At 45.7% G+C, this 14,504-nt stretch carries 15 protein-coding genes; 1 reads left to right on the top strand and 14 read right to left on the bottom strand.

The window, feature by feature from the left end; genetic code table 11:
- Positions 1 to 210: 210 nt before the first annotated feature.
- The 11 genes from GI364_RS14960 to GI364_RS15010 all read right to left on the bottom strand — a co-directional run bounded on the left by GI364_RS14960 (position 211) and on the right by GI364_RS15010 (position 9,854).
- Positions 211 to 1,173: a 5'-nucleotidase gene (locus GI364_RS14960; RefSeq protein WP_198850059.1), complete on the bottom strand. Its 963-nt coding sequence runs from the start codon at positions 1,171 to 1,173 to the stop codon at positions 211 to 213.
- Between the two features lie 57 nt (positions 1,174 to 1,230).
- Complete coding sequence (locus GI364_RS14965) at positions 1,231 to 2,574, bottom strand: ubiquitin-activating E1 family protein (RefSeq protein WP_198850060.1); 1,344 nt, start codon at positions 2,572 to 2,574, stop codon at positions 1,231 to 1,233.
- A 3-nt stretch (positions 2,575 to 2,577) separates the two neighbouring features.
- Positions 2,578 to 3,105, bottom strand: coding sequence for an MPN domain-containing protein (locus tag GI364_RS14970; protein WP_198850061.1), 528 nt, complete (start codon positions 3,103 to 3,105; stop codon positions 2,578 to 2,580).
- Positions 3,106 to 3,535: 430 nt separating this feature from the next.
- Positions 3,536 to 4,030, bottom strand: a complete 495-nt coding sequence (locus GI364_RS14975) for a hypothetical protein (protein ID WP_198850062.1) — start codon at positions 4,028 to 4,030, stop codon at positions 3,536 to 3,538.
- Positions 4,031 to 4,176: 146 nt separating this feature from the next.
- Complete coding sequence (locus tag GI364_RS14980) at positions 4,177 to 4,758, bottom strand: hypothetical protein (protein WP_198850063.1); 582 nt, start codon at positions 4,756 to 4,758, stop codon at positions 4,177 to 4,179.
- A 75-nt stretch (positions 4,759 to 4,833) separates the two neighbouring features.
- Positions 4,834 to 5,400 (bottom strand): hypothetical protein, encoded by a 567-nt coding sequence (locus tag GI364_RS14985; RefSeq protein WP_198850064.1) that lies wholly within the window; start codon positions 5,398 to 5,400, stop codon positions 4,834 to 4,836.
- Positions 5,401 to 5,942: 542 nt separating this feature from the next.
- Positions 5,943 to 6,161, bottom strand: a complete 219-nt coding sequence (locus tag GI364_RS14990) for a uracil-DNA glycosylase family protein (RefSeq protein ID WP_198850065.1) — start codon at positions 6,159 to 6,161, stop codon at positions 5,943 to 5,945.
- 513 nt (positions 6,162 to 6,674) lie between these two features.
- On the bottom strand, positions 6,675 to 7,232 hold the full coding sequence (locus GI364_RS14995) for a GNAT family N-acetyltransferase (RefSeq protein WP_198850066.1): 558 nt from the start codon (positions 7,230 to 7,232) through the stop codon (positions 6,675 to 6,677).
- A gap of 113 nt (positions 7,233 to 7,345) precedes the next feature.
- On the bottom strand, positions 7,346 to 8,023 hold the full coding sequence (rpiA, locus tag GI364_RS15000) for a ribose-5-phosphate isomerase RpiA (RefSeq protein WP_198850067.1): 678 nt from the start codon (positions 8,021 to 8,023) through the stop codon (positions 7,346 to 7,348).
- A gap of 110 nt (positions 8,024 to 8,133) precedes the next feature.
- Positions 8,134 to 8,577 carry a 2-thiouracil desulfurase family protein gene (locus GI364_RS15005; RefSeq protein ID WP_198854045.1) on the bottom strand — a complete coding sequence of 148 codons (444 nt, stop codon included), beginning with the start codon at positions 8,575 to 8,577 and terminating at the stop codon, positions 8,134 to 8,136.
- Between the two features lie 203 nt (positions 8,578 to 8,780).
- The gene (locus GI364_RS15010; protein WP_198850068.1) at positions 8,781 to 9,854 is read right to left on the bottom strand and encodes a hypothetical protein; all 1,074 of its coding nucleotides are present in this window, start codon (positions 9,852 to 9,854) and stop codon (positions 8,781 to 8,783) included.
- A gap of 431 nt (positions 9,855 to 10,285) precedes the next feature.
- On the opposite strand from GI364_RS15010, the gene GI364_RS15015 reads away from it, so the two are divergent.
- Positions 10,286 to 10,759 (top strand): hypothetical protein, encoded by a 474-nt coding sequence (locus GI364_RS15015; protein ID WP_198850069.1) that lies wholly within the window; start codon positions 10,286 to 10,288, stop codon positions 10,757 to 10,759.
- 632 nt (positions 10,760 to 11,391) lie between these two features.
- On the opposite strand, the gene GI364_RS15020 is transcribed toward GI364_RS15015, so the two are convergent.
- The 3 genes from GI364_RS15020 to GI364_RS15030 all read right to left on the bottom strand — a co-directional run bounded on the left by GI364_RS15020 (position 11,392) and on the right by GI364_RS15030 (position 13,842).
- Positions 11,392 to 11,850, bottom strand: coding sequence for a nuclease-related domain-containing protein (locus GI364_RS15020; RefSeq protein ID WP_198850070.1), 459 nt, complete (start codon positions 11,848 to 11,850; stop codon positions 11,392 to 11,394).
- Entirely contained in the window at positions 11,840 to 12,862 is a 1,023-nt protein-coding gene (locus tag GI364_RS15025) for a hypothetical protein (protein WP_198850071.1), read from the bottom strand. The genes GI364_RS15020 and GI364_RS15025 overlap by 11 nt, the downstream gene beginning before the upstream one ends.
- A gap of 386 nt (positions 12,863 to 13,248) precedes the next feature.
- A complete protein-coding gene (locus GI364_RS15030) occupies positions 13,249 to 13,842 on the bottom strand; it encodes a hypothetical protein (RefSeq protein ID WP_198850072.1) in 594 nt (197 codons plus the stop codon).
- Between the last annotated feature and the right edge of the window lie 662 nt (positions 13,843 to 14,504).

A 14,504-nucleotide genomic window follows, 5' to 3' on the forward strand; every position in this document is an offset into this window, starting at 1 on the left:
TGGTCATTCAGTAACCTGTCCCCACCTGGTCAGCAAGAAACTTGCGCTCTCAAGCACCTCCCATTGGATTACATCCCACTTTTCAGATAAAGTTTCACTAGCTTGTTCTTGCTATTCCGTTGTAATGGAGTAAGTTGATCGCCATGCCGTTTCTATAAAGAATGATCGCAATACATGCCGCATCTCTAGCAATCGGACGCCTCATCCTTATCACTCTCCTTCTTGAGCTAAGGGAGAATCTGTAGCGTACAGAACTTTCCCTGATGGAACAAATTCGGCAGCCTTATCAAGATGAATATCTTGATCATCAAAGAAGATGTGCGGTCGAAAAGCCCGAAGTACCTTTGTCTTTTCTAATCCCCCAAGAAAAAAGCACTCGTCTACATAAACGCCCCAAGCACGCAAGGTCTTGATCACTCGAATTTCGGCTGGGCTATTGCGAGCGGTAACAAGTGCAATACGTACTGGGGAGTATTCAATGCGTCCAGGCAATCGGTCTTGAAGTTGTGCGAGCTTTTTGAGAAGGACGGCATAAGGACCTTCCTGCAGTGGTATTTCTTTCGACTCGTCTTCTATTGTCCGAAAAGCCTCAATGCCTTTCGTCTTATAGACAAGTTCGCTTTGCTCATCAAATAAGACAGCGTCTCCATCAAAAGCAATTCGAACTTGGTCATCAGATAGATTGTCTATATGCTCCGGCAATTTCGAGAGGACGGCGGCTGCGCAGACTCGGCTGTCGATAACTCGCTGTGCATCCTCAACATTAGTCGTTAGAAAGAGGTCGACATCAAAGGCATCCAGATAGTCGACAACTGATTCACCTGCGGTGAAGGCTGAGCGTGTGATGCTAAGCCCATCATGGCGAATGCTGTTTAGGATGCGGAGTCCTGTTTCGGGGCTATTTCGTGACATGATGACAACTTCCACCAGAGGAGACTCATTCTCACTTTGATGACGATTTAAGTTTAATAAGGCCCGCACTAAGGGATGTCCGGCTCCATGCTCTAACGGAATCTCTTCGGTTTCAGACATTTCCTTTCTATAGATTTCTATAGCAGAATCCGGGTCTGACGCTGACAGTTCACGAAAGCGGCTGTCGATATCATCCAAATTATATAATGCTGTTCCAGAAATTCCGACAACCAGAGTATCCGACAGATCTAGTGACATCATTGTCCCTCCGTCCAAGTTTGGTGTACTGATAATCTCATTGAAAACTCCAAATCAGCACTAGGATATCGACTCAACAAATCCATAATTATATGGGGTAGGCACTTTGCGCTTTTCAACAAATGTGATATCGTCCAAATTCCGAAGATCCCCTTGAATAATGTCAAATAAAGGACCTCCGTTCAATAAACGTACAAGTTCTGAAACCACAAAACATGCGGCTACAGTTCCTACGAACGGTGCTCCAACCGCCACACCCGCAAGTTCGACCAACCCACAAGCCTCAACCTTATCACCCAGGACCTGATAAGCAGGTGGCAGCGAGTTTACCTCAATGCTCTTGTGCCGATTGTCTCCACCAAGAGATGTCGGATCAATAACTCCCGGAAATGTGTGAACACCAAACTGCATAAACGTTTCATGGCTATCCCCGAGTCCCGCTTCGATACTATACCTGAAGCGACCCGTCGCCAGCGCTTCTCTAGCCGCCATATTATCTGGCAAACACAAGCATAACTCAGGCTCATCGCCTTGAGGCGATGTTTCCTCCGAAAACAACCTTTCACAGATAGTGGTCTGAAATCCAACTTCCTCACAGCGTTCAGCGATCCACCTTGATTTCTTCTTGTCAAACCCTTGTGAGTCTGTCAGCAAACAGGTGCTGTCGTTTGACTCGCTAATTTTATCAAAGTCCTGTAGAACGAAGGATACCTCATCTGGGTGTTTATACGGTAAAAGCCCCAACGTCCATAGTACGGCTTGTCCGAGATGACCGAGACCAACAATCCAAAGTTTCGCTGGTAACAGAAGAGCCGTTGGGGGCTCAATTTGGTCTCCAATGTGAGGCCAAAGACAGACTTCAAGTTTACGCTCCCCGGCTAGGGCATTTCTCGTCCATTGAGACAAGAAGGCCTCTGATACCGCCATTGCTCCGGCCAAAACACCCGCAACCGGATAAGTATCTCTCTCCGGTAGCCGTCCACGTCTCCAAGGGGTGACACTCGCCGTCCAACCGTCAAATGTAACCTGGATTTTTCGTGACCCCACCAATCCCTCAGATTGCACACCGCCAAGGATAATAGAAGGGGCACTTTCCTTAGCGCTCGACAACCAGTTGGCCCCGAACTTCCGTGCTAATCCAGATAGTGAGGTTGATTGTGACCACGGAATATCCACCGTATAATCCTCGCTGGCAACTACGTGGACGCCGCCAACAAATGTACGGCGCCCCGTGTTGATGATTGTGGCCAAGGCTGCTTGAAGTGAACGGGAGTCCTCAATCTCCGGCCCAACATAGACGTTCAAGTGTAAACTTCTCAGCAACCCCATGGCTTGTTCTACTGAAGAGACCCGCCCACTGTCCATGGCCTGCTTGGCCAAACGATGTAACGCATCCTTGTGCATCTGTTACTGCCTCCTCACGTGAATCGCCTTGGCTTTGCCACGTCCCGTTTGCAACGTCTCCCATTGGTGTGACCCAATATACCGATAAATGCCGGCGAACCTTGGATCCTCAGGTGTTCTGCCATAGTGCGGGAGAACAATTGCGATATGACCACGTTGAGAAATCATTGGATGTTCCTGGTCGATTGAGCTTTGCTGCACGAACGCTCCAGGATGCGTGTGTACGTCGGCGACGACAGACATGTTACGTTCCCGGCAAATTGCCCACAGCCGGGGATACGCACTGGATCGAAGATAAATCCCCCCTGACTCGAGTGCCGTCGCATCTAAATCGTCGTATAGAACGGAGTCCTGAATAATTCTACGACCGTTGTCTCGAATTCTGCCCAACAGAAAAGCCCCGCTTTCACGTTCACCTGCACTTCGAGCATTGAGATCCGCTATCAAGTCACGCCATTGAGATGGAGATGTGCTAATTACGGCTGAGGGCCCGACGAGTCCCTCGATAATCCGGCGAATAAAGGCAATCATAAATGAGCCCCAGGTAATGGGTTATCTCCTTTCTTGGGTTCCATACGGCCTTTGGATATTCCGTCTTCCAATTTTCGTGACACTGCAACGCTACTCTGTCGGTTGGGAGATAGAGAGCATTCGGATTCCATTCTGGCCGAAACACGGTATTTACGTAACCTTGCCCCGCTGGCCAGAGGTTCCTGTCCAGCACGCAATTACTGTCAACATTCCATGGCACCGCTGTGGGAGCGTCCTGTGGATAATTCGAACATTCAAAGCAAAATACGTACTCACTAGGAGACTGCGGTCTTTCTACAGCGGATACAGCAATCCACACTTGGGGCCAATCCATCCGCACAACCCGCCACCAACCTCGAGATACCCCGTCCTGAAAAGCACCGCTAGCGCTATGCTGTTCAAACACCTGATGATCTGGTCCCATCTCCATTCACCCCTGCGGACGATCCCGATGGACGATCTCGAACTGTAATTCGCAATTTGGGAACTCAACCAAACTCCCGATGTGAACGTTTGAAGCCGGTTGCTCGCTACCACCCATCACCTGAAGAATTGATTCCGCCGCATCTTCAGGTGAAAAGTTGAATCCGTCTGGACCAGTTGCCCATTCAAATACTCGCTTGACCGTCGTAGCCGGTGAAAATCCCTCTTCAGTTTTTAGGTTGTTGTACCAGACAGAGACCTTTACCTCGTGACACCGATGGCAATGAATACGGCGGTCATCGAGGTCGCCATTCGATAGCTGAGTGCCGTGTTCCAATGCCGCTACTTCATCTTCAAAGCCAACCCAGATTTCCTGACCTGTTTCTGAGAAAGGAAGTCCAAGACTATGTGCTTTTTGTATTACTTCCTCTACTGTGACGTCTGCTTCCACCTCAACAACTTCAATTTCGTTAATGCCTTCTCCCTGAACAAATAATCTCATCACAAATAACCCCTTTAATTGGTTGTATGAAGAACCTGTATGGTAAACGCAGATAGACTGCGGTATTTCCGTAACACTATCGATGTATTTGTTTTCAACAGAAACCGTTGAATTCCAATATGTAAAAGAGGTCAAGTGACCTCAAGTTACTCTAAATGAAACGTAAGTGGTAGGACAGGTCGATACATATACTGGCGGCCACCTTCGGGTAGAACGGATTCTACTCGAATGATGAGTCGTTGTTGATATAACTGGGATAACTTTGTGCTTGCGAGATTGATTTCATGTCCTGCAATATCTGCAAGAGCCCTTGCAGTTTCCACATGCTGATTGTAAACAGCTCGTAATACATTGACAAGCATCGGTTTAACCTTTCCAAGAAGAAATAGACCTTCAGACCTAATCTCCAAAAGCGAATGTTTCTTTGTCCTCTCTAGCGCAACCAATATATTCTCTCTATGCCATTCCATTAAATTAGATAGAACCAGATAACGCAAACCTAATTCGTTATTTACGATTCGATTCATTAGCATAACGACCAATTCGTCAGACCCTGAGTAATCTAGGAATTGCACTCCCTCAAAATCCAAATTGACAATACTCTCATTAGACGTTCCTTGGATAACGGTGATAACTCTTTCCCTTACTTGCCTTCCGTATGGTCTCGTGGCAAGATACGGTGCCCCCACAATGGCCCTTAGGTATTCAGCAACGGGTATACGTAGCATAGTTCTCCCCCGAATCTACGTTTTCAACAAATTCCGTTGAATTCGTTGATAGACTACCATCTAACGGCTTGGTTGTCAACCAATTGGGATTGTCATATCTATTTGAGTTCCAGGGAAGTATGTCAGGTCACTATATTCACGGTTTGTTCCTGCATTAGATATTACAAGTTTTCCTGTGCCAGAACGGATGGATAAGAGTCCATGCGCTTCATCCCGTATGAATTTCGATAGTTGTGTTAATCCTAGCCCTCCTCCTCCTTCTCTGGATGTGACATCTGGTTCAATTGAAAGCTTAATAGCATCTAAATCTGACCAACTCGGTCGTAGAGTCTTATACCGTTTCTCCAAGGAAGCCGCTATTCCGATACCCAAATCCATAATGCCAACCTTGACCATAGGCTGTGGGTACTCATACCGTTGGACAGCGACATATCCCATATCCTTACTATGATAGACGTTCTCACAAATTTCCACGATATTTATGCCAATTTTGTGTATGAGGGCTCTCTTCAGGGATGTCTCTCTGCTTAAGATCATGACCATTCGGTTCATCAGTGATCCAGCGATATCCACAACGGCCCAATTTGACACGAACTCTAGCTTGGATACCTCTAACAGTGGACTATCACGTCGACTAGGCAATGACAATAGCAAACCTTTATGGAAATCGCCATAATTCCTGAAAGTATTAAAGAAGTTCATTCGATTCATATATGTCGCTATTTTTCGTGGGGGGGGTACGATTTGTGGCCTTATCCCCAATTGACTATTACAGTAGCGAGCAGCCGTAATGAGACCAATTAGACCATAAGGTTCAATAAAAGTGATATTCCGAAGATTGAATACGACTTCGGTCTTTGAATCCGTAGTTACCAGCTCTTTGATGCTTCTTTCAAAAGCTGAATTACCTAATGAGCCTTGAAGTATCATGCGCCCTCCGAAGGTACAATCTTATCAATCACAAATCATGAAGGTTTTCCTCTATACTCATACAAAGTTCCCTCTATAGTCACATTCTACCATATCTTCCTGAGCCCAGATACTACTGTTTTGCTTATCAGACACTCCTAACAGGTCAGCTGTTGCAAAGTAACAGATATCCGCTCCATAGCAGAAACTACTGTATTGACTTATAGATGCATTCCTTATTTGCCTTGCTGTCCATTCTATAATCCATTGAGATATTACAAGAGAGAAATCCCCAAAGTGACCGTTGCCATTCCTTTCACAAAGTCTCCCTTGCCCCCGAAAGAGGGATGACGGACTGTAGCAAAACGAAGTACAGAGTCACCAATCCTCAATTTCCCAGTGGACTCTGATACATAGGGCTTGAGTCCTGTCTCTGCCTTCCTTCCCACAGCTACAACCATATCCAATTCATACATCCCCACCAATTGTTCCAAGAATCCTCTACCCTCTTGCAACTCTCCTGTCACTGGGGCTCTGTTTGACTGTACATTGTCGAACTTGTAAGGATGCCAAGGGAATGAATTCCATAGAAGAGGCAATGTATCTGTTCCAACCTTCACATGGTTTTGTTGCCTTTTAATAAGGGTTAACGGCAGTGCCTTGCCGATACCCTGTCCACGAGAAATTCTGGTTCTACATACATTCCGTAGATATTTCCTGTATGTGCAGTCTGCAGGCTATTTTCAAGTACAAAATTGACGATGCCAATCAACGACTGATTGTCATCGAAAGATCCCAGAGTCAACTGGTCTGCCGTAGTTTGTATCCGCTCGACAAAATTTTTAAAGGTTTGGTCGCCTCTTGCTCATATGTTGATCCAAAAGAATCAGGCTCGTTCTCTTAACTCCCGTAATCTAACTACCTGACACATCCGGGCGGCGTATTCATCCAAAAGTCGAATGTTCACAAATTCACTGCCAATCACGCCTGTCCAAATAAACCTATCATTACGACGTTTCGTCTGCGAACCGTCTATCAAACTCGTCCCTAGTCATCCCATAGTATATTTCATCGAAGAACTTCCCGTGAGAATAAATCATGTTTCTTAATTGTCCTTCTCGGTTGAAACCTAGCTTCTCGTGCAGCGTTAGTGACGGATGATTAAACGAATACACATGCGGAGTGACCTTTTGATATCGCAACTCATGAAAATAGTAGCGTAGCACAAGAAGAATTATCTCCGTCGCATAGCCCTTTCCCTGATGTTGTAAGCTCACTGCTAAACCGTACTTAAAAGTGCCAAACCTCCGATTGCATTTGAAAGTATCAATAGTGCCAACGGGCTGACCCTCCGAATTCTCCGCCACCCATCGGAATGAATCATCGTTCCTTTGCTTCGTCATTTCTTCATCAAACCAATTTTGTAAACGTTGCATCGATTGTGGGAAATATACAACATCAACGTTGCGGGATATGTCATCATCGAAAGTTTCAAATAACGAGATATCTGATGGGACCATAGCACGCAACCTAATAATGCGACCCTGCCAATCATTCGTAGTCATATTCCTTCCTCCATTTCAGATAAATGGTATCTGTGCTATGGAACTGCCCGTAAGCTACAGACTCGACAAGTATGTACTTATAAACAAATCCTTCTCAGACATAAGCCCTCGTATTACAGCCTGGTGTTATTCACTTTTGCAATGACACTATCTTGCCCACCGACAATCGCCGTATCAGCCATTCCCACGAACAATCCATTGTCGACGACGCCAGTTATCGCATTAAGTTTCCTATCCAAGCCTTGTGGGTCGTTAATGGTGTTAAACGTACAGTCCAGAATGTAATTACCGTTATCTGTAACGAAGGGAACATCTTTCTCCATCCGTAACTTTGGAACACAATCCAATTCAGCGACTCGGTTACTTGTAATATTCCACCCAAATTGTACAATCTCCACGGGGAGAACGAATCTGCCAAGAGTAGAGACACATTTTGAATCGTCAACGACTACGATAAAACGGCGAGATATTGATGCCACCATTTTCTCCCGAAATAATGCGCCTCCTCCACCCTTGATAAGGTTGAAATTCTCATCAATCTCATCTGCACCATCTATAGTAAGGTCTAATCCACGACATTCGAAAATATCTCTAAGTTGAATTCCCAGTTCAGTTGCGAGCACTTCTGTCTTCTTCGATGTAGCTACACAGGAGACAGTAAGTCCTCTTTGGACGAATTCAGCCAGTTTCAAAATCGACCAGTAAACCGTTGATCCTGTTCCTAGACCCAAAATCATTCCATCTTCAACGTATTCAACAGCTTTTTCGCCAGCGAGCCGTTTAGCGTCCATAAAAATAACTCCTCTCATAACGGTCCTATGCAGGGAGATTGGTAAGGCGATATTCTGCCCGCTTGCGACATACGACAAGGGAGACTGGTACTGCATATCGATGCACATAGCTATTTTGTGTCTTCATCTGAAACTACAAGCCCATTTCTTATTAACAGTGCAGTTGTGACTCCCACACCCTCTTTTTTGTTACCTGAAAAAGAACCATCGTATATGAAGTTGCTGCCACAAGAAGGACTGTTCTTTTTGAGTATTGCCGTGGTTGCTCTGATAGTCTCTGCAACGTTTAGCGTTCGATAAGCTCCATTAATAAAGCTCTGGGTAACATCATTTCCGTGACTATCGATCACTCTGGCTGTACCGTCAATCACGTCAAACCCATCCCCGCCCACAATTTCTGCTGGAAACCTCGGCGTCGGAAGTCCTCCTAATTGTTCGGGACATACTGGAACAGCCTCTCTGCTTTGAACTAACTTCTCAACTTCTGGACTCAATGCAGACTTATTATCATATCGACACTTGCATCCGATCAGACAAGAGCTAACAATTTTTATAGTAATCGCCTCCCGAGAGATGCTCATGTCCTTATGAAGACACAGTTTTTGATGGGGCTCCGTGCATTTCGTGTTGCACGAAGCTGCCCGAGCACTGAACAAGAGCGACGCAACGCTGACGCATTTTCATGCAAATTGCTCGTAGTAAAGATCCATCACCACGTCCTCTGTGTATTGTCCCGATACCATCACAAGGAGGGATTCTATCGAGATGCTAAGGGTTTTGTGGAACTGTAATGTTTACTCTTGAAAGCTATCATCTGCTCCCGGTCGCCCTTTGTGAACGTCACCAGAGCAGTTTCCACACGACTCTTGGCACAGCAGGACCAGGTTGCCCTCACGTACTTCCAACCAGCTTGCAGTCGGGCATCATACGCTTCACGCATCCCCGGACACGAATCAAATATGGGATTCAACATGACTCCATTGCAATCCCTCCTTCCACCATCGTGGGTCGAATCTTCTTTCGAAGTAGCCTCTTTCTCATCAATCGGCGCTGCGCATTCAGTTTGCGTGGTACTTTTACCTTCACTCAGTGTCCGTTCTGCGGAAAAATCTCTCAGAACCCCGATGACACTCTTTGTCTTTCTATATGGTCGTTCCACAAAATCCAGAATAGTAGAACGTGTCAAAACGATCAGCCATACGACCATCCCGATCATCAGTCCAAATACCACAAGAATTTGAAAATCATCTATGGCATTTTTGGCGAAATGTAAAATAGCGTTAATGAAGCCCGACCATAGGGGAATCACTAGTGCTAACGCTATACCGGGGCCGAACAAACCTTGAAATTTTTGTTCATCCGCTCGCTGGCTCAGTAATATAATAATGACAGTCATTTTTTCTATTGAGAGAAGTTCTTTTTCTTTTAAGTATTCCCAAAATTCATCTTTCCTACGAGAGTCTAGCTTCTCTCTCCATCTCATTTTTTTAGTCGACGATATTGCTGACTCTGCCTGATAGAATTTGTTGACTTTTCTTCTCTCCATTACTATTCGTATCACAATCGTACCGAAGGCAAGAAATAGCACTATAATCGTTCCCCAGAATCCCCACGTATTCCACTTCGCCCATTTTATCTTAAACCCTATTCCCAATATCAGAGAACCGACAACTGCAAGAATGTATACGCCGAGATATATAGCGAGAAGCACGTGAGCCAACAATGGAAATTTGAGCGCTCTATCGATTAACCTTTTCTGACTTAATTCGTTGGTGTACTTGTCCACTACCTCGTCGACTATAATACCTCTATCCGATTTGTCATCTACCATCAACGATACACCTGCGTTCGTTCAAATTTCGCATCCAAAGTTTACCGATAGATACAGATTTAATATATCAGAACGAGCATCGACAAGATACATTGATCCCCTCTGAAATTTTATCAATCAATACGTCTCGCTTTGCAAACCGAATGCAGAACTCTCGCAAAGTTTGTGAAGGAGAGCTTATGAGAGGTGTTCGAAATTAGAAGTCCCGTGAAAATCGTGTCTGCAACACCTTCATGATCTCGGCACCCCGATCTCTAAACGTCCTTTGTCACAGATGCACATCAGTGTGACGGCATATTTGTCCACATTCCCCAGTAGCCACTACCCGTTCAAATTTCTTAGCGCACACCTTGCATTATCGTGTAAAAGTCCTTTACGCTCCTGACATCACTTGGTATAGCAGTAGCAAGTCCAGAAGGAGGTGGATAAATATGGATATTACACAGTATCAAAACACAAGTGCCGTGCTTGACGAAAATTCAGCAGAAGCGGGCACTAACCAGACCGACGACATTACCAGCGCCGGCGATTCGGCGACCTTTTTTTGCGAGGAGGGTAAGCACTGGGTATCTAGGGACGAGGCATTGTATCCACGTGCCGAAAACCCAGCCATATGCAAAGCATGTGCGGCTGAACGCAAACGGCAGCGTAAACAAACTCAGCAGCGTGAGGAAGCGAAGAAACAGTCCGTGATGGGCCAAATTCCCGACCGGGAATTGCGAGGGAGTCAAAAGCGAGCCACTTTCACCCTCTCCAAATATGCTCTGACCGCCTTAGATGTGCTGAGCGTGGGATCCTCGGCGTCTGAAGTGGCAGAAGCAGCTATCATGAGTTACCTACAGAGTCAGGATGTGGACGTGATTTCTTTTGTTGGCAAAATGTTTGAGCAACTCGCCACTAAATAACCCCGCCAAAGCGGGGTACATACAGATAACATGACAATCCACTTTCTTGCCATAAATGGATGAAGACAGTGATAATGCCCTTTCAATTGCAGCCTGAGTTAAGGCACCATCAGCTTCATAGCAACTGGTTTACTGCACCGAGATTGGCTTGAAGGCCATCTCTCATCACTGCCTCCATGGAAGATACTCATTACTTCCCACGCTACTCCACAGGTATTTGATCCCTTGAAAAACGCATCCTGGGGGCCAGACTCTCACTTTAGATGATTTATAGGTGATTACATGGCTAGTTACAGATAGAGCCGGTGCGAGCGATTCTGCAGCAGTAGGAGGTCCTGAGACGGGATTTTTACGTTATATTCGTCTCGAATGAGCTATTTTCGGCCGTTTTCGCCCATGTTTTCTCCTATACGTCCCTAAAGACTATCCGGAATTTGAAATCGCTCAGGAGTGGTGAAAATCGCTCCTGAAGAGTCCTCGGTGTTAGGTCAAGTCAGCTAGTAAGCAATGGTACACTATAGTGGACTAGTCGCCTATAGTGCACTATAGTGTACCAACTGGTGTCTAAGGCTATCCCCCACGAGCAGCTAGAGAGTCACTAACATAGGGCCCCAGCCTTGATAAAACTTTGCTTAAGATCGATTGCCTCCATAACCCTTCGCCTTGCGAGTCCCTGCTCGTTTCGCATGTTGTTCCCGTATCTTCTTGTCCACAATGTTGGCGCCGTTGATAAGTTCCCTCGCTTTCGTGAGGTTTTCTGCTGATACGGCATGCACCGTGTAACTGCGTATCATACTCAGAAGTTCCCTTGGATGAATGACAGGAGTTTGCGTTCGCACCTGTTTGAAGGTTGTTCGGTCGTTAAACACGATGATTGATTGCAAATTTAGGTCACTGCACTCCTGTAGCAGCTGCTCCAACGCACGAATGTGAGTTTTGTTTTGGCGCACGGGATTATAGAACCGCTCCTTGCGTTTATAGATCACTTGTGTCCAGTTGCGTTCCGTTTCATTGCCGTAAATCCACCCAGTTTGTCGGTATAAGGGTCGACCGACATGTCGGCCGACCTCCTGTACCCTATTACAGTTCACCTAACTCCGCTCGCACCTCATCAATTTGGACCAACTCCCCGGTCTCTTCCCACATTGCTTCTGCCACAGCTTCATAAATCCGTAGGATGACCGAAGGTCCTACACCGTCATCTTGTTCTTGGCCCATCAATAGATTGTGATCGTTTAAGTGTTCGGTTTGTAGCACGAGATAGATATCTCCCCCAAGGGTGCCTTCGTAGGTTATCGCCGCTGCAAGACCACTATACCAACCATCAATCGGGCTCACACCTTTTAAAGGAACCAAGTCAATGTATTCACAGAAGCCGTCACCGACTTTGATTCGATGCGACTGTTGTAATGTTTGGTGGTCCTTGAACAAGGTATCAAAGATGTCAGCACCCAGGTCTGTGTAGTCTGTTTGCACATCATTTCTGTCGGCTGAATACCAACCTGGCTCAACGAAGACCTCTGGAAGTATCTCGACAACAGAATCGATATCTGGCTGGTCGAGGAAGTCAAAGAACCCGAGAAAATTGGGCCACATCGAGTAGCAATCGATCCAATCTGAATCTGCTGTTGGCCACTCCTGCGATTGGCTAAATCGGATAGGCACGAGGTTGTTGTTGCCCAATGCCAGAAGTAAGCTTCCCGTCTGACCTTCTCCCATAGGTGATAGCGCTAAATCGCAGACCGATGAAGTCCATGCAACTAACCGATTGGCACCCTCTAAATCTAATGCCTTGAGCTTTGCTTGCAGCAAAGTCCATTTCATCATCAGATTTCTGACCTCTCTTCGGAAGTTCATTGTAGTGAGGTTTCCACAAAAGCTCTCCTTGAGAATTTGTACATCCCTTGCCATTCGTGCTTCTGGAACCTGCTGACCCACCAATATCATCTCTATCAGTCGTCGAACAAAGGCTGCCGCATTGGTGTTGGCTTCTATGCCCTTAAGACTGACCGTACCAAAATCACGAGCACGGTATCGACTCGTTAGCAAATTTGCCAAGTGATTGTTATTTGCTTCTCTTGCCTCTACATAGATATCTATCATTGTTAATAATCTCCTCTCTTGAATTACTTTATTTGCAGTAGACGTCTACAGGCGTTCCACGTGCATCTCAGCACCTGGCTGGGTTGCGCTCACTCGCTATGTAGTTATCAAGGTACCTGATACTTGGTAGGCTAAAAAACGAAAAGTGGTCAGATCTACCCTACCGAGTATCCGATAGAATAAATCTGACCACTTCTTGTGTCAGTAGGAGAACTGTATCTCTTTCATAAGAACTTGTCAACTACTGTGATGGTTATCTCAAATAAAACCGGTGATATTGTGCCCCAAGCAGTTTCCAGCAGGTTGCCTTGTGAATATTACTCCGTAATGTCTCTATTCGTCATTATAGGCGTTTGCAGTAACTACTACATAGTTTTGTTTTACTTTTATGCAACCAGTATATTCTCTTTCTCTTTTGATAGACGCTGCGGAACTTGAAGTCCAAAGCTAATCATAACTGCCAATCCGATTGAACCCAACTTTCGTTTCATACGGTAGAACTTTTGTGGATTCTTTAAGAACATCGCCCTCACCCCTAGCTGCATGAGTTGCCCCAACCATGTTACGTGGTGACGGATGACTGCATTCGTCCAGTTGTTCATTTTCATGATCGCTTCCGCATCCGCTAAAGACGGAGCAGATACCACGCTCTCTATCATATCTGTAAGTTGGTCTTGGACAGTCCCTAACCACTGGTCTGACGATCCTGTAGCCAAAATTGGGGCTACGTCTCTGCCCAGTGCTCGTCGCATACTTCGCTTTACCGCATTCGTACTGCGATAGCGCATCTCGAGCCGTAATATATTTTTCAGAAACGGTGTCTCATATCCATACACTTCTCTCATTTGTTTCTGTTTGTCATAGCAGATAATCTGTCGACTAAGGTTCCCCTGATAGGCTGTGCCTTTGTCTTTGTAGTCGTTATTCGGCAAGAGATACGGTATGCGATACTGTGAAAGGACATCTAACCATTCCTTCATTTCTCCTTTGGCAACTCGAAAATGCACTGGGTATTCAATTCGACTAATAGTCCACTGTAGCAGATTAGGTGGAATCCAAAGGAAACATGAAGCTATTTCGTCCTGAACTGTATCCAGAACCGCATTCCACTCATCACGACTAAGCAGTATACCATTGTGTCCGTATAATATTCGAGGCCCGTTAAACCCTACCCATAGCTTGCTAGCAAAAGGTCGGTACGTAAACCGTAGATTCCTTGTTCGAAGTGTGTACAGGGGATCACTCATGTTTGAGGACCTGCGTATCCAACGTATTGAATTCCCTCTTAGAAGATGTTCAAAATGCGGTGGAACCTGTGTACATATCGTTACTGCATCAATCACTCTCATCACCCCCATGCCATAGCTTTATCAAATTGCTCGTTGTTAAGTCAAAAATTACGAATCTACGCATCTTGTTACGGTGATTCATCACCTTTAGATCTGCGTGAACTTTCCCTAATCTACTAGTATTGGCAGTGTGACGACAATCGAATTCATCCTATGTAGGAGGCGTTCGAAAGCGAAGTCGGTTCGACCGCACGGTATCCAGATACAATAAGTCCTTAGTTCGGGCTACGATAAGAACAGTTTCCATACTGTCTATACGGCCGTAAACCCCTTTCCTAGACGCCAAACGGATC

Source organism: Alicyclobacillus sp. SO9, assembly GCF_016406125.1.
In the GTDB taxonomy this organism is placed as follows: Bacteria; Bacillota; Bacilli; order Alicyclobacillales; family Alicyclobacillaceae; genus SO9.

What these genes read in the sequence shown, in the direction of transcription:
- rpiA (WP_198850067.1), bottom strand. Translation starts at nt 8,023, where the DNA reads ATGGACGCTAAACGGCTCGCTGGCGAAAAAGCTGTTGAATACGTTGAA.
- GI364_RS15025 (WP_198850071.1), bottom strand. Translation starts at nt 12,862, where the DNA reads ATGATAGATATCTATGTAGAGGCAAGAGAAGCAAATAACAATCACTTG.
- GI364_RS14975 (WP_198850062.1), bottom strand. Translation starts at nt 4,030, where the DNA reads ATGAGATTATTTGTTCAGGGAGAAGGCATTAACGAAATTGAAGTTGTT.
- GI364_RS14995 (WP_198850066.1), bottom strand. Translation starts at nt 7,232, where the DNA reads ATGACTACGAATGATTGGCAGGGTCGCATTATTAGGTTGCGTGCTATG.
- GI364_RS14960 (WP_198850059.1), bottom strand. Translation starts at nt 1,173, where the DNA reads ATGATGTCACTAGATCTGTCGGATACTCTGGTTGTCGGAATTTCTGGA.
- GI364_RS15015 (WP_198850069.1), top strand. Translation starts at nt 10,286, where the DNA reads ATGGATATTACACAGTATCAAAACACAAGTGCCGTGCTTGACGAAAAT.
- GI364_RS15010 (WP_198850068.1), bottom strand. Translation starts at nt 9,854, where the DNA reads ATGGTAGATGACAAATCGGATAGAGGTATTATAGTCGACGAGGTAGTG.
- GI364_RS14965 (WP_198850060.1), bottom strand. Translation starts at nt 2,574, where the DNA reads ATGCACAAGGATGCGTTACATCGTTTGGCCAAGCAGGCCATGGACAGT.
- GI364_RS14970 (WP_198850061.1), bottom strand. Translation starts at nt 3,105, where the DNA reads ATGATTGCCTTTATTCGCCGGATTATCGAGGGACTCGTCGGGCCCTCA.
- GI364_RS14980 (WP_198850063.1), bottom strand. Translation starts at nt 4,758, where the DNA reads ATGCTACGTATACCCGTTGCTGAATACCTAAGGGCCATTGTGGGGGCA.
- GI364_RS15030 (WP_198850072.1), bottom strand. Translation starts at nt 13,842, where the DNA reads ATGAAGGAATGGTTAGATGTCCTTTCACAGTATCGCATACCGTATCTC.